The 18,566-nt window shown below is 62.5% G+C and carries 16 protein-coding genes; 10 read left to right on the top strand and 6 right to left on the bottom strand.

Annotated features, from left to right (window positions below; genetic code table 11):
• The first annotated feature begins 37 nt into the window (after positions 1-37).
• Positions 38-1,111 carry a ribosome small subunit-dependent GTPase A gene (gene rsgA / locus ACP26L_RS34910; protein WP_426450173.1) on the top strand — a complete coding sequence of 358 codons (1,074 nt, stop codon included), beginning with the start codon at positions 38-40 and terminating at the stop codon, positions 1,109-1,111.
• Between the two features lie 199 nt (positions 1,112-1,310).
• On the opposite strand, the gene ACP26L_RS34905 is transcribed toward rsgA, so the two are convergent.
• Positions 1,311-1,508 (bottom strand): hypothetical protein, encoded by a 198-nt coding sequence (locus ACP26L_RS34905; RefSeq protein WP_426450171.1) that lies wholly within the window; start codon positions 1,506-1,508, stop codon positions 1,311-1,313.
• A 218-nt stretch (positions 1,509-1,726) separates the two neighbouring features.
• Here ACP26L_RS34905 and ACP26L_RS34900 point away from each other — a divergent pair, with 218 nt between their 5' ends.
• A complete protein-coding gene (locus tag ACP26L_RS34900; protein WP_426450169.1) occupies positions 1,727-2,842 on the top strand; it encodes a hypothetical protein in 1,116 nt (371 codons plus the stop codon).
• A 372-nt stretch (positions 2,843-3,214) separates the two neighbouring features.
• Here ACP26L_RS34900 and ACP26L_RS34895 read toward each other — a convergent pair whose 3' ends face one another.
• Positions 3,215-4,891 carry a glutamine--tRNA ligase/YqeY domain fusion protein gene (locus ACP26L_RS34895; RefSeq protein ID WP_426450168.1) on the bottom strand — a complete coding sequence of 559 codons (1,677 nt, stop codon included), beginning with the start codon at positions 4,889-4,891 and terminating at the stop codon, positions 3,215-3,217.
• Between the two features lie 445 nt (positions 4,892-5,336).
• Here ACP26L_RS34895 and ACP26L_RS34890 point away from each other — a divergent pair, with 445 nt between their 5' ends.
• A complete protein-coding gene (locus ACP26L_RS34890) occupies positions 5,337-5,912 on the top strand; it encodes a hypothetical protein (protein ID WP_426450167.1) in 576 nt (191 codons plus the stop codon).
• Between the two features lie 110 nt (positions 5,913-6,022).
• Here ACP26L_RS34890 and ACP26L_RS34885 read toward each other — a convergent pair whose 3' ends face one another.
• Positions 6,023-6,355 (bottom strand): hypothetical protein, encoded by a 333-nt coding sequence (locus ACP26L_RS34885; protein WP_426450166.1) that lies wholly within the window; start codon positions 6,353-6,355, stop codon positions 6,023-6,025.
• Positions 6,356-6,753: 398 nt separating this feature from the next.
• Between ACP26L_RS34885 and ACP26L_RS34880 the strand changes: the two genes are divergently transcribed.
• Positions 6,754-8,097, top strand: a complete 1,344-nt coding sequence (locus ACP26L_RS34880) for a DUF2252 domain-containing protein (RefSeq protein ID WP_426450165.1) — start codon at positions 6,754-6,756, stop codon at positions 8,095-8,097.
• Between the two features lie 470 nt (positions 8,098-8,567).
• Here the strand turns inward: ACP26L_RS34880 and ACP26L_RS34875 are convergent, their stop codons facing one another.
• Positions 8,568-9,437, bottom strand: a complete 870-nt coding sequence (locus tag ACP26L_RS34875) for an EcsC family protein (RefSeq protein WP_426450163.1) — start codon at positions 9,435-9,437, stop codon at positions 8,568-8,570.
• Between the two features lie 531 nt (positions 9,438-9,968).
• Between ACP26L_RS34875 and ACP26L_RS34870 the strand changes: the two genes are divergently transcribed.
• From ACP26L_RS34870 to ACP26L_RS34850, 5 genes are all read left to right on the top strand, one after another.
• Complete coding sequence (locus ACP26L_RS34870; RefSeq protein ID WP_426450162.1) at positions 9,969-11,669, top strand: proline--tRNA ligase; 1,701 nt, start codon at positions 9,969-9,971, stop codon at positions 11,667-11,669.
• Between the two features lie 163 nt (positions 11,670-11,832).
• Positions 11,833-12,678, top strand: coding sequence for a DUF72 domain-containing protein (locus ACP26L_RS34865; protein ID WP_426450161.1), 846 nt, complete (start codon positions 11,833-11,835; stop codon positions 12,676-12,678).
• Between the two features lie 166 nt (positions 12,679-12,844).
• Positions 12,845-13,210 carry a group I truncated hemoglobin gene (locus tag ACP26L_RS34860; protein WP_426450160.1) on the top strand — a complete coding sequence of 122 codons (366 nt, stop codon included), beginning with the start codon at positions 12,845-12,847 and terminating at the stop codon, positions 13,208-13,210.
• A 675-nt stretch (positions 13,211-13,885) separates the two neighbouring features.
• Positions 13,886-14,791, top strand: coding sequence for a cation diffusion facilitator family transporter (locus ACP26L_RS34855; protein ID WP_426455220.1), 906 nt, complete (start codon positions 13,886-13,888; stop codon positions 14,789-14,791).
• 17 nt (positions 14,792-14,808) lie between these two features.
• On the top strand, positions 14,809-15,858 hold the full coding sequence (locus ACP26L_RS34850; protein WP_426450158.1) for a flavin-containing monooxygenase: 1,050 nt from the start codon (positions 14,809-14,811) through the stop codon (positions 15,856-15,858).
• A 211-nt stretch (positions 15,859-16,069) separates the two neighbouring features.
• On the opposite strand, the gene ACP26L_RS34845 is transcribed toward ACP26L_RS34850, so the two are convergent.
• Positions 16,070-16,825: a ZIP family metal transporter gene (locus ACP26L_RS34845; RefSeq protein ID WP_426450157.1), complete on the bottom strand. Its 756-nt coding sequence runs from the start codon at positions 16,823-16,825 to the stop codon at positions 16,070-16,072.
• A 239-nt stretch (positions 16,826-17,064) separates the two neighbouring features.
• Here ACP26L_RS34845 and ACP26L_RS34840 point away from each other — a divergent pair, with 239 nt between their 5' ends.
• Positions 17,065-17,700, top strand: a complete 636-nt coding sequence (locus ACP26L_RS34840) for a class I SAM-dependent methyltransferase (RefSeq protein ID WP_426450156.1) — start codon at positions 17,065-17,067, stop codon at positions 17,698-17,700.
• Between the two features lie 222 nt (positions 17,701-17,922).
• Here the strand turns inward: ACP26L_RS34840 and ACP26L_RS34835 are convergent, their stop codons facing one another.
• Entirely contained in the window at positions 17,923-18,480 is a 558-nt protein-coding gene (locus ACP26L_RS34835) for a helix-turn-helix domain-containing protein (protein ID WP_426450155.1), read from the bottom strand.
• Positions 18,481-18,566: the final 86 nt, after the last annotated feature.

Genomic DNA, 18,566 nt, shown 5'->3' with positions numbered 1-18,566 from the left:
CGGGTATTCGAGAATAGCAGTATGGAGGCTGGAACCATTGACGAAGACGGATATGGCCGATTGGGGCTGGGATACAAGATGGGACGAAGCGTTCGAAGGATTCTGCGAGGCCGGCTTGGTGCCGGGCAGGGTGACCTTGGAGCATAAGCACATCTACAGGGTGATGACCGAAGAAGGCGAGCTGCTGGGGGAGATCGCCGGACGGATGCGCCATGAAGCCTTCGGCCGTGCGGATTATCCGGCGGTGGGCGATTGGGTGGCCCTGCAGCCCCGGCCGGCGGACGGCCGGGCGACGATTCACGGCGTGCTGCCGCGCCGGAGCAAGTTCTCCCGCAAAGCGGCAGGCTCTACCGTCGCTGAGCAGATAGTCGCGGCGAACATCGATACGGTATTCCTGGTGCATGCGCTGAACCAGGACTTTAACATGCGCCGGCTGGAACGGTACTTGACCCTCGCCTATGAAAGCGGCGCCCTGCCGGTCGTGTTGCTCAGCAAAGCGGACCTGTGTGAGGACGTGCCGGCCCGGGTCGCCGATGTGGAGGGCGTGGCCCCCGGTGTCCCAATCCACGCGGTCTCTTCCCTGCACGTGGAGGGGCTAGAAGCGCTGCATCCTTATCTGGGCAGGGGGCGGACGGCGGCGCTGCTCGGCTCCTCCGGTGCCGGCAAATCGACACTGGCCAACCGCCTGTACGGCGAAGAGCTGCTGCTCACCGGCGGGATCCGCGAGGGCGATGACCGCGGCCGCCATACGACCACGCACCGCGAGCTGGTGAGGCTGCCGGAGGGCGGCCTGCTGATCGATACGCCGGGGATGCGGGAGCTGCAGCTGTGGGATGCGGACGCCGGGCTTGATCTTGCCTTCCGCGATATCGAGGCGCTGGCCGCGGACTGCCGCTTCGGCGACTGCAGCCATGCAGGCGAACCGGGCTGCGCGGTAAGGGCGGCCCTGACAGACGGCACGCTGCCGGAAGCCCGCTACCGCAGCTACGTTAAGCTGCAGAAGGAGCTGGCGTACGAGGCGCGACGGGAGGATCCGGCGCTGCAGCGGGCCCAGCGGGACCGGTGGAAGAAGATTCACATGCAGGTGCGCAAGGGACCGGGCCGGAAGTGAATGCGCGAAGCAAGTAAGATCAGCGGCCAATCGTGCCGGAATCCGAACAAGACGGAACTCCCAGGAGCCCCGTCTTGTTTTTGTTTATTGTATTCCTGTGAACGTGGGAAAGGGGAGCTGTGAGGATGAATAGGAAGGGCGGATTCCCTCCGGCACCTCCTGTAGTATTCGTATTACAAGCAGGGAAGCCGGAAGGACTTTAGTCCGCCGTTTCTTCCGAGGATTCCTTGACAGGCATAATCTTGAAGCCGAGCTTTGCCCCTGTTTCATAAGTGAAGGAGAACGATCCGGTCATGTCTTCATCGCTCATCCGGCCTTCCGTAACTTCCTGCATCAGCCAGTCATTGACGATCGCCAGCAGTCCGCTGAACCAAGGCTCGATAATCTCATTTTTCATCATTTGTACCCCCTTAGGTAATGGAATCGTGGCTATGTATGCAGCCCAGATTTGGTTGTGGTATGTAATTTTGTATAAACAATTCATCGGCTTGTGAAGGCTTTCAGTTTAGTGGTAATTGAATGGAAGCTTCAAACGGGCAGGCGGAGGGGTAATAAATCAGAAGTAGAAGCCCGGAAAGCTCAGTGGGGCGAAGCGGGCAAAAGGGGGCGGAAGCCATGTATCGGGCATTGGTCGTAGGCGGGGCGGTTACGGATCAGGAGCGCTTGAAGCCGCTCCTCGGACGGATGCGTTCCGGAGGGATGGAAGCCGAGTGGACGGAAAGCGGTGTGGTCGGCTGGAAGAAGGCGGCCGAGCTTCGGCCCGATTTGATCCTGCTGGCGGTCGCAGGCTCTGAAGAGGAAGCGGCGGAGGCGGTCACCGAGTGGAAGGTCCGGCAGCCGCAAGCGAAGCTTGCCGCCGTAAGGGTAGACGGCGGAGCGCTGCCGGCGGGGGAAGCGGGCTCGGGCTGCTGGGCAGCGGGGCCCCTGGGGCCTGGGGAGGCCGCCGTCCTGCTCGGGGAGCTGGCGGAACGTCTCGAAGCCGAGCGCCGGGAACGGGAAGCGGAGCTTCGGCTGGCAGAGAAGACGATGGAGCTTATGCCCCTCGCCGAGCAGGAGATCGTGCTATCGCTAATGCAGGAGGAGGAGCCTGGAGAGGAGATCGGCGAACTGCTCGCCGGTCTGGGGCTCTCAGGGGTCTATGGCCGGGCGGCCGTCATTGCCCTGCCGCAGACGCAGGGGGGACTGCAGCTCCCGGCAGGCATGGGCGCGGTCCAGCTGTACGAAGCGGTGCGCAGCCGGGCGAAGGCCGACGGCGAATTCGCTGTCGTGGGACCGGCGGTCGGCCGCTGGCTGGCCGTGCTGCGGTTGGGCACGCGGCCGCAGGCTGAGGCGGCCGGCTTTGAAGGAAGCTGCCGGTCCTGGGCTGAATCGCTGGCCGGCTTCCTGACGCTGCAGCTCGGCCTGCGCTGCCTGATCGGGCTCGGCCGTCTTGGGCAGGGCATCGCTGGCCTGCGGCAGTCGCTGCGGGAGGCGGCCGAGGCGATGGAGCCGGACGAGAGCCGCGCGGCGGAGGCCGCCGATGTGCCCTGGGCCGCGGACCGGGAGGCGATCCGTCAGGAGCTTCGGCAGCTGCGGGAAGAGCGGGAGCGGCGCCAGCGGCTGGGCGGACTGCCGGCAGCGGCGGGAGCCTCGCTGGCCGGGCCGCCAGCCGGGCTGCAGGAGGCGGGAGACGGCGAGGGGCCGGTGCTGCCCGGGGAGCTCGAAGCGCCGTTCGCGCCGACCGGCCGCTAGCGGGTGGAGGGGTCAGGAGCCCGCCGGGGCGGAATCCGAAGCAGGCGGGGGCGAGCTGGCGGAACGCTGGGAGTGGAACGGTATCAACCGGTGGCTGCACTGGTGTCATACCGGCTGCAAATGCTGCGGACCGTGCTGGTCGCAGATAGTGGAAAGGGACCGCCAGGCCGTCGAAGCGCTGCTCACGCAGTCGTCCGGCCTTGATGGCCACACAGCGCTTGTAAGGTCCCTCCCGCGGATCGTGCGGCCCTTAGACGTGCCGTACATATGTCGTCAAGGTATAGGCCTTATGCGAAAATTACATCACAAAAAGCCCCTATTCGTGACAAGCACGAAAGGGGCTTAGCTGTGTTTATTTTACGGGAAATACCGTTATTTCTTGGCGTCGAAGGAGCTCTTGAGCGAAACGATGCGGTTGAATACGAGCTTCTCGCCCGTCGTATCCTTCGGATCGACGTTGAAATAGCCGTGGCGGAAGAACTGGAACTTATCCTGCGCCTTCGCGTCCTTCATGTTGTTCTCTACGAAGCCCTGCAGCTTCTCGAGCGACTTCGGATTGATGTTGTCGAGGAAGGACTCGCTTTCCTCGCCTTCTTCTTCGAGGATGAGCGGCTCATACAGGCGGAATTCCGCTGCGCGGGCCTGGGTCGCTTCAATCCAGTGGATCGTTCCTTTGACTTTGCGTCCGGTGAAGCCGGTGCCGCTCTTCGTCTCCGGATCGTAGGTGCAGTGGAGCTCCGTCACGTTGCCCTCGGCATCCTTCACGAAGTTCTCGCACTTGATAAAATAGGCGTGCTTCAGACGGACTTCGTTGCCCGGGTAGAGGCGGTGGTAGCCCTTGATCGGCTCCTCCATGAAGTCGTCCCGCTCGATGTAGATCTCACGCGAGAACGGAATCTGGCGGGAGCCCATCGCTTCGTTCTCCGAGTTGTTCTCGGCCTCGAGCTGTTCGATCTGCCCTTCCGGATAGTTCGTGATGATCACCTTCAGCGGCTGCAGGACAGCCATCGTCCGCGGCGCCTTCAGCTTCAGGTCCTCGCGGATGAAGTGCTCGAGGAGCTTGTCATCTACGACGCTGTTGTTCGTCTTCACGACGCCGATCTCGCGGCAGAAATCGCGGATCGCCTCCGGCGTGAAGCCTTTGCGGCGCAGGCCGGAGATTGTCGGCATACGTGGATCGTCCCAGCCGTCCACGACCTTCTCGTCGACGAGGAGCTTCAGCTTTCTTTTGCTCATCACCGTATTCGTCAGGTTCAGCCGTCCGAATTCGTACTGGTGCGGGGTGCACTCCATCTCGCATTCGCGGACGACCCAGTCGTACAGCGGGCGCTGATCGGCGAACTCCAGCGTACAGATCGAGTGGGTTACGCCCTCGATGGCATCCTCCAGCGGGTGGGCGAAGGCATACATCGGGTAGATGCACCAGCCGTCGCCTGTATTGTGGTGATGCGCATGAGAGATCCGGTAGATCACCGGGTCGCGCAGGTTGATGTTCGGCGAAGCCATGTCGATCTTGGCGCGTAGCACCTTCTCGCCGTTGGCGAATTCGCCTGCCCGCATGCGAGTGAAGAGATCCAGGTTCTCCTCGACGCTGCGTCCGCGGTAAGGGCTCTCCTTGCCGGGCTCGGTCAGCGTGCCGCGGCTCTCGCGGATCTCGTCTGCGCTCTGGTCGTCGACGTAAGCGAGGCCTTTGCGGATGAGCAGCACGGCGCGGTCATACATTTCGCCGAAGAAGTCGGAGGCGAAGGTCAGCCGCTCCCACTCGAAGCCGAGCCAGGCGACGTCTTCCTTGATCGATTCGACGAACTCCGTATCTTCCTTCACCGGGTTCGTGTCGTCGAAGCGAAGATGCGTGCGGCCGCCGAACTCGTCCGCAATCTCGAAGTTGAGACAGATCGACTTGGCGTGTCCGATATGCAGGTAGCCGTTCGGCTCCGGAGGGAACCGGGTGACGACCTCTTTCACCTTGCCCGATTTGAGGTCTTCGGTGACGATGGTTTTGATAAAGTTGGTGGATGATGCCGGCGCAGCCGGTTTTGCTGTTTCCATGTCGGATAACCTCTTTTCAGGATAACGTGTAGAAATAACTGCCAGCAGGCGAACGATTATCTCTCTATAATACACAAAAAAAGCCACAAATATAATGGCCTTGCACACGAATCTATGAAAATGGACGGGCTGTTTGCAAAATGGGATGATAGGCGGGCGAAGAGAAGATCCCATACGCCCATGGAGAAACGTCCGGGCTAGCCAGCTTTCAGGTGAAAGTGGGAGGAGTAGGGCCGTAACACGGAAAAACCGTGCTAGGGTGCGCGAAGAAGGTCATGTGCGCCTCCTAACACGGAAAATCCGTGTTAGAGAGTGAGCCTCATGCTGAAAAGAGGCGCGCGATGAAGGCAGCATGTTTACCGTCAGACGCTGGGGGTAGGCTTGGCGTCCCACACCTTTGCCCGTTCCCCCACATAGGATGGAGCAAAGGAGAGGGAATGCAGCCATGAAGGCAAATCAGACATCAGGACGGTACATCACGACCGCCGTCCTCCAGAAGGTAGCCGGAGCGATGCTCCCGTTCTACCACCGGATCGCCACGAACCGGGCCTATGCCGCGGCTTGGACGAAGGGCGTGCGCAAGGGGGATCTTGCCGTGCTCGAACGGCTGCTTCGCGAGGTGCAGCTGTACCTGCCGCGGATTTCGTCCTTCTCGACGAACGGCATCGGTTACTTCGTAGATTTCCGGGCGCCCCGGCCTGTACTGCAGTACACGAACGGCACGTCACTCCGTCCGGGAACGACCCAGTTCTACTTCCACACGGGAGTGCACCGCTCCATCGCCCGGGTGGTGGTTCCGCTCTATCGTGAGATTGTGCGCAATAAGCCGTTCGCCCGTTTGATCGTGGCGGCCGTCCGTTCGGGCAACACGGCGCTGCTGACGAGGCTGATCCGCAGCAAGATCACGACCCGCGCGCTCAAGTCCATCACGATTGATTCCTCGGGCTTTAAGCTCGGGTTCCGGTATGCCGCCAGCCCGTACACGTTCTACAACCAATTCTTCCGCGAGCTGACCCCGTAAGTTGAACCGACGCCCCATGGTCCGGTTTGCCCGGTCTGCCAGTCCGCGTCGAACTGCCCAAAAACCCCTGAACCTTACCGGTCAGGGGTTTGTTTGTACGCTGCACTGGATTACCGGGTATCCCCGGCATGGGGTTCAGGGCCCTGCAGCAGCTGCAGGAGTTCGGACGCTTTGTTGATGTCCTGGGTATGCACATCAAGCTGAAGATGCTCGTTGTTATGCGGATCGACCGCGGCGGCCGCCGTCTGGATCGTACCGAGATGCGAATCGGCGTTGGACTTCAGGCGGCAGCGGATGCTTTTCGACTTAAGATAACGGTAATAGTCCTCAAGCCTGCGGGCATCGGGGCCGAGGCCGCTCGATACGGTGGTCCAGCCGGCATTGCGGCGGTACAGGAAGTAGCAGGCGGCCAGAAGCACGAGGAAGATAAGCAGAATGCCCATAGATTCACCACCTAGATCAGAATAGAAACCGTAAGAAGGACAAACAAATAAAGCGATTACAAACCAATATTTGTTAGATAGAATATCATAAGTGCGAAAAGCAAATCAAGCGGATAGTGAGCTTTTCGGGAAAAAGGGCGGGCTTATTGGGCTGGGGATTCGAACGAAGGGGACGTGAAAGGAACGGCGGCAGCCGGACGGTACCGCTTCATTACCCGTTTTTACGGAAGCTGAAACACGCTCGTGAAAGGTTTTTTGGGGGGCATTCTGCCGTGCATCCTTCGCGTTGACAGACCCCCGGGGGTAGGCTACGATGGGGGGAAACGTCCGGAGTAAGCCGGGCGGCAAGCACGTTCGAGGGAAGCGGTAACCCCTCCGGTAGCGGGAGGAGAAGGAGAATGAATACACAATCATTGACGGAACGCGTGCGGGTGACGCAAAAGCGCCTGCGCAAAGAAATGCTTCGGAGTGTGCTGAATGAGTTTGACGGAAGCCTGATGGCACTGCCGGAGGACAAGCGGAGCCAGAAGTACGCCAAGATGGCCGGCAGCCCGTTTTCCTTTTACCGGGGAAGCGCCTATTTGTTCTATTTTGACGTATCGCGGGAGTGGTTTCCGTATCATACGGCTCCAGAGAGGCCGACCTGGATCCAGGGGGATCTGCATTTCGAGAATTTCGGCGCCTTCCGCAGCGAGCACGGCCGGATGGTGTATGATGTGAATGATTTTGACGAGGGCTGTCTCGGTTCCTATCTGTATGATCTGCTGCGGATGTCGGTGAGCGTGTCTCTCGTATGCCGGACGCTCGGGATCGGCCCGGAGGGGCAAAGGGAGGCGATCGCGGGCTATCTGGGCTCGTACGCCAAGCAGATCCGCCGGTTCGCCAGGCGCAAGGAGGATCCGCGGACGCTCGTCTTTGACAAGGATCATACGGATGGGGCGGTCCGGCGTCTGCTCAAGAAGACGGAGAAGCGGCTGGCCTCGCATTTTCTCGAAGGGGTCACGACGCTGACCCGGGACACCCGCAAATTCACGAAGTCGGAGGAGATTCTGCCCCCGACGCTGGAGGAGAAGGGGGCGCTGGAGGCGGCCTGGCCGCAGTATCTGCTGACCCTGCAGGCCAAAGGGGTTAAGCCGGAGGGATACTACAGGATCAAAGACCTGGCTGTGAAGCACGGGTCGGGAACGGCCTCCATCGGCCTGGACCGCTTCTATGTGCTGATCGAGGGGGAAGCCGGCGAACAGGGACTCGACGATATCGTGCTCGAGGTCAAGGAGGTAAGGGCTCCGGTGCCGGCTTATTTTGTGGCGCATAACGAGGCGTTCTGGAAGCACATGGGCCATCAGGGCAAGCGAGTGATCCAGACTCAGCAGGCCATGCACCATGAGGCGGATCCGTTCCTAGGCTATCTTACGATGGACGGCCGGGATTTCTATGTGCGGGAGAGGTCCCCGTACAAAAAGCGGCTGAAGACGGACCGTCTGGAGGGGCCGGACGAGCTGCAAGGGGTACTGAAGACGATGGGCCGGATCACGGCAAAGCTGCATGCCCGGGCGGACGCCGATATGAACCAAGGCCTGATGGCCTACCACAGCGAAGATGAGATTGATGCGGCGATCGGCGCGGACCGGGAGGGCTTCTGCGAATATATCGCCCAGTGGGCGGTTGCCTATGCGTATCAGGTGGAGGATGATTATGCCCTTTTCCTGGAGTGGCTGGAAGAGCGCGGGAACAAGGCATAGGGGTGAGCCCCAAAAAGGGAAGGGGGAGTACGGCACAGCGCCGTACTCCCCTCTTTGATGCCGCTGGCTGTGGCTCAGCCGGCTGCCCGGGTGTGCGGGCTCCGGTGTCCGGCTCAAGGCGGCTGCGGCGGCCAACGGACGCCGTATCTTTGCCTGTGCTCGGCTGCCCCTGCACGGCTTACGGGGCCGCCTGTGCTTAGACTGGCGGCCTACGGAGGACGCACTGCGGTGACCTAGTCCCCGCATGGTGTGCGAGGTGGCAGCTAAGCCGGTGGCCTGGACAGGCTGCGTTCCTGGGCCGGCCTCCCTGCGGCCTGCATGCGGTGGCTGCCCGTGGCTCCGGCCTGCACAGGCCCGGCAGGTGCCCCGCAGGCAGCCTCCGCAGCTGGTCTGGCGGCTCCCCATGAAAGCGGCAGTGTTCGGGGGTGCCGGCCCCCTGCCGGACGCTGGGCCTATAGCACGTGTCCGCGCTATCTTGCTCCGGCGGCCTCCTCAAGCTCCCGCATCCGCTCCAGCACCCGGCGCTTCCGGTACAGCATCGTGCCGGCTTCGGCCACATCCTGCAGCGTGCTGCGGTTCAGGAAGGCGCCGAACACCATCCCGGCGATGGGCACCATCTGGAAGAGCTTCTTCCAGCCGAAGTTATCCCGGTAGGCGGCGATCACCTCGCGCCAGCCCTGGAGCTGGGAGAGGGCGTCTCGCTGCCGGCTCTCGCTGCCGAAGTCGGAGAGCTCGCCGAGCACGGCCTTTTTGCCTACGATGTCGGAGTTCACGAACTGCAGACACTTGATCACGAAGATGCGCTCACTTTTATCCTGGGGATCGAAGCCGTAGACGATCGCCAGCTCCTGCAGCACCTTCAGCGACAGGCCGAGGAGTGCGGGGATATCGATGGCGAGTGTAAAAATTCCACCAAACCCGGTGGTGGCCCCCTGGGCGGTAGCCAAGGTCACTCTGCTCTTGGCGAGCTCCGCAGCGGCCGCATCCATGACGGCCAGCGGCAGGCCGGCGGCGGTCTCCATGGTCAAGGGGCCTTCCAGCGCCCCTCCTCCGGCTTTGCGCCGCTCTTCTTCAAGCCGTTCCAGCATTCCCCGTTCGGATATCAAATAACGGCCTCCCGTCTGCACGAAGCTGCCCACCTCGTCCATGGCCAGGCCGATTTTATCCTGAATGAACTTCGGTGTGAGCTTGTCGAGGAGCTGGAACGGCAGCCGGCCGATTTTCTCCCAGAACCACAGGTCCTGCTGTCCCTTCTCCCAGACCTCGATTTCCCGCAGCGCGTTCTGCAGCTCCTGGACCGTCTCAGCCCGGGCGGCATTTCCTTGTCCGGGTGTTGTCATAGCGCTTCACTCCTCTGTTCCTTCGTCTTCTTACCCCTATTACGCAGCATGGAGGGGGGAGGGTGCATTTTCGGACCGAAAACCATATCAACTTCACCGGAAGGCGCAGGGGCTTGTGCCCCATCGAAGATGATCTGCAGGGGCTGATGGGGGGAGCCGGCAGGCACTTGCCAAGTGGAAGAAAGTGGTGTACATTGAACAGTAACATTTTGCACGCATATGCCAAAAAGCATTCGACCAAGGATACAGACCTGCGGCTTCACCGGTCCAGAGAGGGCGCCCCCCGCTGAGAAGCGCCTCCGGCTCCCGCACGGTCTCCCGCCTTGGAAGCTGCTGGGGGGAAAGGAAGAGGAGGGCTGCCTCTTCCCATTAACCGCAGCCGGGCCCATCCCGTTATCACGGAAGAGGAAACGCCGGCCATGCGGTCATTTGCGGGCCGGCGTTGACAAATTAGGGTGGTACCACGGCACGCTTTCGTCCCTGACGAGGCGTGCTTTTTGGTATGCTCCAGAACCGTAAGGAGGAATTGTCATGAAGCAAAGTACATTGTTCCTGCCTACGCTGCGGGAGGTGCCGGCGGAGGCGGAGACGGCGAGCCACCGGCTGATGCTCCGAGCCGGGCTGATCCGTCCGCTGGCGGCGGGGATCTACTCCTACCTGCCGCTGGGCCGGAAGGTGCTGCGGAAGGTGGAGGAGCTCATCCGGCGGGAGATGGAGGAGGCCGGCGCCCAGGAGGTGCTCCTGCCCGCGATGCAGCCCGCCGAGCTGTGGCGGGAATCGGGACGCTACGCGGTCTATGGCCCGGAGCTGATCCGGCTGACGGACCGGCACGGGCGGGAATTCGCTCTCGGGCCGACGCATGAAGAGGTCATCACGACACTGGTCCGCGATGAGATCGGCTCTTACCGCAGGCTCCCGCTGACCTTGTACCAGATCCAGACCAAGTTCCGCGACGAGCGCCGTCCGCGGTTCGGCCTCCTGAGGGGAAGGGAGTTCCTGATGAAGGATGCCTATTCCTTCGATACGGATGAAGCGGGTCTGGATCTGACCTACTGGCGGATGGAAGAAGCCTATCACCGGATCATGAAGGGCTGCGGGCTGCGCTACCGGGCCGTAGAAGCGGATTCAGGCTCCATCGGGGGCGAAGGCGGTACGCATGAATTCATGGCGCTGGCCGCCATCGGGGAGGATACCGTTATCAGCTGCACGGCCTGTGACTATGCGGCCAACCTGGAGAAAGCGGAGGCGGCCTGGACTGCCCCCGAAGCACCGGTGCGGGAAGTGCCGGCCGCAGAACGCTGGCACACGCCGGGCGTGCGGACGATTGCCGAGCTCACGGAGCGGCTCGGGGACGAAGCGAATCACCTGCTGAAGACGCTGATCTACCTGGCCGACGGGCAGCCTGCCGCCGTGGTGGTGCGCGGCATCCACGAAGTGAATGAAGCCAAAGTGCGGGCGGCGCTTGGCGCGGAGGTTCTGGAGCTGGCGGACGCCGAGACGACGCAGCGCGTGACCGGGGCCCCGGTCGGCTTCGCCGGACCTGTCGGGCTGCAGGTGCCGCTGCTCGTCGACCGCGAGGCGGCGGCCCTGGCCGAAGGCATCACAGGCGCGAACGAGGCCGACTGGCATCTGCGGCATGTCGTGCCCGGCCGTGACTTTACGCTGGAGCGCGCAGGCGATTACCGCAATGTGCGGGAGGACGACGCCTGCCCGCGCTGCGGCGGAGCGCTGGAAGGGCACCGGGGCATCGAGGTCGGGCACGTGTTCAAGCTCGGTACGAAGTACAGCGCGAAGCTCGGAGCCGTCTTCACCGATGAGACGGGCGAGGAACGGCCGATGATCATGGGCTGCTACGGCATCGGGGTGTCACGGATTCTCTCGGCGGTCGTCGAACAGCATCATGACGAGCAGGGCATCGTGTGGCCGCAGGGGCTGGCCCCCTTCGACGTGCACCTGATCCCGCTGGCGCAGGAGGGCGCGTCCGCCGAGCTGGCGTCCCGGCTGTATGCCGGACTGCGGAGCAAGGGGGCCGACGTGCTGCTCGATGACCGGGCTGAGCGCCCGGGAGTGAAGTTCAAGGACGCCGACCTGATCGGTCTGCCGGTGCGCATCGTGATCGGTCGGGACGCCGCCGAGGGTCTTGTCGAATACAAGGAGAGGTGCAGCAAGGATGCCGTGAAGCTGACGGTGGAGGAAGCGATGGAACGGGTTCTGGCACTTCTGGCTCAGTAGGCGGCCGGGGAGCGGGGGAGGACATGACCGGAAGGACCCCGCAGCCGGGTAGTCAAGAAGAGGCCCTGCGGGTAAATAGGGGCAAGTATAAAAGGGGCCGGTAAGCCATGGTGTCCTGCCGGCCCTGGGATTCCGAAGCAGCCAGAGGAAGGAGGGAGGGCGCATGATCCGGATCGGACTTGCGGGCTGGGGCGACCACGACAAGCTGTACGAGAAGGGGACGGCAGCCAGGGACAAGCTGAAGGTGTATGGAAGCTATTTTGACCTGGTGGAGGTTGACAGCTCGTTCTATGCCGTGCAGTCCCAAGCGAATTACGAGCGCTGGGCGGCCGATACTCCCACGGACTTCGGATTCGTGATCAAGGCGTATCAGGGCATGACCGGTCATCAGAGGGGGCGCAGTCCCTTTCCCGACGAAGAGACGATGTTCCGGGCCTTCCGGGAGTCGATCGGGCCCGTCCGGGAGGCGGGGAAGCTGAAGGCGGTGCTCTTCCAGTATCCGCCGTGGTTCGATTGCAAGAAGGCGCATGTCGAGGAGCTGCGCCGGACCCGGGAGCGGATGGACGGTCTGCCCCTGGCGCTCGAATTCCGCCACCAGAGCTGGTTCGCGGAGGGAATGCGGGAGAAGACGCTTTCGTTCATGGAGCGGGAAGGCTGGATCCACAGCATCTGCGACGAACCGCAGGCGGGCAGCGGGTCGGTTCCGACCGTGCTCCATCCTACGGACAAGCGGCTGACCATTGTACGGATGCACGGGCGCAATGCGGCCAACTGGAACGGCGGCGGGGGACCGAACTGGCGCGAGGTCCGTTATCTGTACGACTACAGCGAGGAGGAACTGCTGGAGTGGAAGACGAACTTATCTGTATTGGAGGAGCGGACAGAGGAGATCTGTCTCATCTTCAATAATAACTCGGGCGGTCATGCGGCCGGCAATGCGGCAGGGCTGATGGCCATGCTCGGTCAGCAGGTCAAGGCTTTCGCCCCCCAGCAGCTGGACCTGTTCTGAAGCTGCTTGGGCGCAGGATGATTTTGCCTGCCGAGGGATATGCTATGGGAGTGAAAAAACAACAGACGGGCCTTCCGCCCCGCACCTGCTGACGTAACGGAGTATATCATGTATCACGGCAGGCGGAGGGCAGGCGGAGGCCCACGCTACCGGGAGGAATTGAAAGATGAGTGAACCAACATCCCTTTATGAGAAATTGGGCGGGGAGGGCGCGATTGGAGCCGTCGTCGATATTTTTTATAAAAAAGTACTGGCGGACGACACGGTGAACGGGTTCTTCAAGGATACGGATATGGAGAAGCAGCGTAAGCACCAGACGAAGTTCCTGAGCTTTGCACTCGGGGGGCCGGCACAATACAGCGGAGCGAGTATGGCTAAAGCGCATGAGGGCATGAACCTGCAGCCCGTCCACTGGAACGCGATCGTGAACCATCTGACGGCATCGCTCCGGGAAGCCGGGGTCACGGAAAGCGATATCGATGCGATTGTAAGCCATGTGGCCACGCTGAAGGACGATATCCTGAACAAATAGTCGGAAGCGGCGGGAATGCCGGCATCCTGCCAGAGTGAGTTCGGAGCAGGGGCCGGTATTTTTGCTATGAGGGCGTGCGGATTCCGCGGCCCGGCGTCCATTCCCCATCACAATTGGGCTTGGGGAACGGTTGACAAGGCGGACTCCGAGAGGCATACTGAACATATGAATACATGCTCATATGTTTGGGGTGTTGGAACAGCTGTCCATACCCGGGCTGAAGAGGGAGGAATGGATATGAGCGGCGGCGGTAAGGACGAGGAAGCGGTGAAGAAACCCGGCCTGCATGCCGGGGGCAGTCAAGGGCAGGCAAGTTCCGACCGGGACCGGCATGAGGCCGACGAACGGCGGCGCCTTGAGAGTCCGGCGAGGGCGGACTCTGCCGGTACTGAAGACGATGGCCGGGGAGCGGGCGCGGCTCCCGGACATGATCACGAGAAGGACATGAGCCGCAGTCGTGAAGAAGCGGCTGCAGGGTATGCGGAGGCTGCGCGAGTCGAGAAATCGCAGGGCTGCGGGCACGAGCATGCACGGGACCACAGCAGCCATGGTCATAATCACGGCGGGCACGCTCATGATCATGGTGATCATGCAGGAGGACACAGCGGCCATCATAATCACGGCCATCACGGGCACGGCCATCACGGCCACGGGCATCATGGACATCATCACGGACTGCTCGGCCATCACCATCATGGTCACGATGCGGTTCGCGAAGGGAACAAGCGGGGGCTGTTGTTCGCCCTCCTGCTCACCGGAGGCATCCTCCTGCTCGAATTCGCCGGAGGCCTCTGGACGAACAGCCTGGCGCTGCTCTCCGACTCGGGGCATATGCTCAGCGATGCCGCCTCCCTGCTGCTCAGCCTGATTGCGGTTACCCTGGCGGCCCGTCCCGCTTCCGAGCAGCGGACCTACGGCTTTCACCGCTTTGAGATTCTGGCGGCGTTGTTCAACGGGCTGACGCTCTTCCTGATCGCCGGCTGGATCATCTATGAGGCGTACGGCCGGCTGCTGCATCCTCCCGAGGTGGCCAGCGGTGCGATGATGGGTATTGCCGCGGTTGGACTTGGGGTGAACCTTGTCAGCGCCTGGGCTCTGATGCGCCAAGGCGATGTCAAAGGCAACGTGAACCTGCGCAGCGCCTACCTTCACGTGCTGGGCGACGCGCTCGGCTCCCTGGGCGCCATCCTGGCCGGAGCCATCATGCTGCTCACCGGCTGGTACGCGGCGGACGGGATCATCTCCGTGCTGGTGGCGCTGCTGATCCTGCGGGGAGCCTGGGATCTCATCCGGCGCACGCTTCACATCCTGATGGAGGGCACGCCGGCGGGCTGCCAGCCCGGTGCTGTGAAGGCAGCGCTCGAAGAGCTCGACGGAGTGATCAACGTGCATGATCTGCATGTCTGGACGATCACCTCCGGACTCGATTCGCTAAGCTGCCATCTGCTGATGGAAGACGGCCGGGACAGCCAGGAGCTGCTCCAGCGGGCCATCCGGCTCATCGAAGACCGCTTCGGCATTGCCCATGCGACGATCCAGGTGGAGACTTCGGTGAACCGGCACGGCGAACTGCGCGTGTGACGGGGAGGGCACAGTCTATGTCTTGGGATGCACAGGTACTCATCATCGGCGGGGGGCAGGCGGGGCTCGCGTGCGCCCAGGCCCTCGCCAAGCTGGGCATAGAGGCGCTGGTCCTGGACGCCGGGGCGGAGTCGGGAGCCTCCTGGCGCAGCCGCTACGATTCGCTGCGGCTGTTCACCCCGCGCCGGCTGAGCGCGCTTCCGGGGCTGGCACTGCCCGGCGACCCGGAGGGCTTCCCGGGGAAGGACGAGCTGGCCGATTACCTGCTGCGCTATGCGCGGCATTTCGGCCTCTCCGTCCGCAGCGGGACGCGGGTCGACAGGCTCATACGCCGAGGTGCCGGCTTCGCGGCGGTGACGCCCGAAGGCGTCTACACGGCGCGCATCGCCATCGCTGCGGGAGGCGCCTTCGGACGGCCGCGGCTGCCGGACTTTGCCCCGGCGCTGGCGCCCCGTATCGTCCAGCTGCACTCGGCGGCTTACCGCAGCCCCGTTCAGCTGCCCCTGGGCCCTGTACTTGTCGCAGGCAGCGGCAACTCCGGCGCCCAGATCGCCGCCGAGCTTGCGGCGGACCGGCCGGTGCTGCTCGCTTCCCGCCATGCGGTCCGCTTCCTTCCGCTGACCTTGCTCGGCCGCAGCACGTTCGGCTGGATGAACACGCTCGGGCTGCTCTCCGCCCCGCGCGAATCGGCGGTGGGGCGGGTGATGCGCCGTCAGCCTGATCCGATCTTCGGCCTTGAGCTGCAGGGGCTCTCCCGGCAAGGCCGGGTGCGCTGGAAGCCGGGCGTGACGGGGGCCGCCGGAGACCGGGTCCGCTTCGCGGACGGCTCCGAGGAGCAGCCGGCCGCCGTCGTCTGGGCGACGGGCTTCCTCCCCGATTACGGCTGGATCGACGTGGAAGGGGCCCGGGATGGGCAGGGGCTTCCGCTGCACAAGCGGGGCGTCTCCCCGGTAGAGGGGCTCTACTATGCCGGCCTGCCGTGGCAGCATACGCGCAGCTCCGCCCTGATCTGCGGGGCCGGCCGGGATGCGGCGTACCTGGCGGAGCACATCGCTGCCCGCTTGTAGAAGCCGCACTCATGGTATGGCCTCATCGCTTCCTGACTGAACCAAAAAGCGTCAACCCAGCCATGTGGGTTGACGCTTTTTGGTTGGAACAGGCTCTGCAGCTGCAGATCGGGCGGCCCTAAGCCCTGCAGCCTCCATCGCTGCCGGTGCCCATTCAAGGGCGGGCACACCCGATCATACAACCGCTCGGCTGTGCCGGCCCGTAGCGGGCTCAGGAGAGATGGTCGAGGACGAGGGAAACGAGCAGCCCCAAAGACGCGATAAAGCCGATGACCGGGCCGCCCTCTTCATACGCCTCCGGCATCATGGTCGAGGCGATCATCGCAATGATGCCTCCGCCGGCGAAGGCTGCAATGAACGCCATGACCGCCTCCGACGCGTTCTCCATGAACGCAAAGCCGCCAAGCGAGCTCAGGGCCGAGATGAGCATGACGGAGGCCCACAGCATCAGAATCTTGCCCTTGGAATAGCCTCCTTTGCGCAGACCGGCGGTGGATGACAGCCCCTCGGGAATGTTGCTGAGGAAGATGGCGATCACGAGCAGCCAGCTCACGGAGCCCCCCTCCAGCAGGGAAGCCCCGATCATGATCGACTCGGGTATGGCATCCATGACGGTGCCCACGAAGATGGCGAGCCCGCTGCCGCCCGTGCCGGTGTCCTCCTCTTCACACGGCTGCTTGCCATGGTCGGAGCGTTTGCGTCCCCCGCCCCCTTTGCGGGAGATATAAACATCGAAGGCGGTAAATACCGCGGCGCCGACCAGGAAGCCGCCGGTCGTCGGCATCAGCCCCCCGTCCCTCACGGATTCGCCGAGGAGTTCATAGGCGGCTGCCCCAATGAGCACGCCCGTGCCGAAGGCCATGATATAGCCGATGATTTTCTTCGGAATCTTGAAGAGAATCGCTGCCAGGGCGCCAAGCAGAACGGCGGACCCGGAAACCGCTCCCCACATCGCCGCTTGCCACATGATCTCGCATCCCCCTTTTTGCCGTTTCGGTTCATTCCTCCTATTTTACCCAGAGAGCCTCCGAGAAAAACAAAGCCGTACAGGCAGCAGGCAGGGAAGCGCTTATCGCAGACGGGACGTCGAAAGCAGTTGTGAAGGATGATTCCACTGGGCCCGGCTGGAACTCGGGGGAGGCTTCTCGGGGAGATTGAAGTCCTTTATGATAATAAGGATGTGGATGATATTGGAAGGCGGAGAGAATGATGGCGGATAAGGATTGGAAGAGAGGGCTGGCAAGATCCTACGATGGGGATGCGGCCCGCCGAAACAGCAAAACATTGCCTGAGTGGAAGCTGAAGGAACGGGAGCGGTTCCTCACCCGGTTCCAGGAGAAGAAGTGCCGCACACTGCTCGAAATCGGCTCGGGAACGGGAATGGACGGCGTTTATTTTAAGGAGCGGGGCTTGGCGGTTACCTGTGTCGACTTGTCCCCCGCGATGGTTGACGCCTGTAAGGCGCGGGGACTGCATGCGCAGGTGATGGACTTTTATGCCCTGGAGCTCCCGGATGGCTCGTTCGATGCGCTTTATGCGATGAACTGTCTGCTGCACGTGCCGAAGGCCGACTTCGGGGCGGTGCTGAAGGAGTTGGCCCGTGTGCTGAAGCCGGGAGGCTTGTTCTACTTGGGCCTGTACGGGGGACGGGAATCCGAGGGACTGTGGGAGGGAGACTGGTGTGATCCCCCGAGGTTTTTCAGCTTCCATGGGGACAGGGAAATCGTTGGGCGTACGGGAGACAGCTTTGAGCTTGAAGGGTTCACGACCGTACCGCAGCAAGGGGAGGGGGAGCTTCATTTCCAGTCTCTGCTCCTCCGCAGGGCGCTGCGGAGCGGCTAGGCACAGGAATCATGCTGCGGCAGGCCCGGGTCAAGCCGGGTTAAGTCGCTGGAAGGCCGACCGATCAGGCGGGGTGGCCAAGGAACCTGATCTGCATCGTATGCTGGTGTTTAATAGCGAAAAACCGGTCGTGAATTTCTCCAGCAGCTCCGCGTTTATTGCTGGGATCTGCCGGCGGTCGGACCGTGCTGCCTTGATCGGGAACAAGCGGTGCATGGAAGATCACGCGGTCTCATAATACAGCACGTTCTGGAAGTAAACCGTCTCTCCGCCGGGATTGTGGTATACGTGCGGGCGGTCCGCCTTGAAGCAGAGCGCTTCGCCGGCCGAGAGGTCGTAGGACTGGCCGCCCGCCGTGAAGCGGAGGGTGCCGGAGGTCACGACGATATATTCCTTGAGCCCCTTCGGGTGGGCTTCGGCAAGATGGGTGCTGCCGGGCTCCAGCTCGACCCGGAACACTTCGAGCGGCGTACCGGGACGGTAGGGGAAGAGCGGATAGACGCGATAGCGTCCGTCCTCTTCGGTGACGGGCTGGGCATCACTGTTCCGGACCACGACGACGTCCTGAAGATCCTCTTCCATGAAGGAGGTAAACGAGACCTGAAGTCCCTGGGCAATCTTCCACAGAATGCCGACCGTCGGATTGGTCTCGCCCCGCTCGATCTGCCCGAGCATAGCTTTGCTGACCCCAGTAAGGGCGGCGGTTTTGTCGAGGCTGAGCTCTTTTTGCTTGCGGATGGCCTGTAGATTACGCCCCACGCGAAGATGAATCGGTTCCAAGAGGATATTCCTCCTTTTATGGGTTGTGCAATATAGCGCACGATTATATAATATAACATACAAATGTGTAGGATCACGTACATAGA

It is taken from the genome of Paenibacillus sp. S-38 (assembly GCF_049942825.1).
Classification (GTDB): Bacteria; Bacillota; Bacilli; order Paenibacillales; family NBRC-103111; genus Paenibacillus_G.
This window is presented reverse-complemented; position numbering and strand designations above follow the sequence as displayed.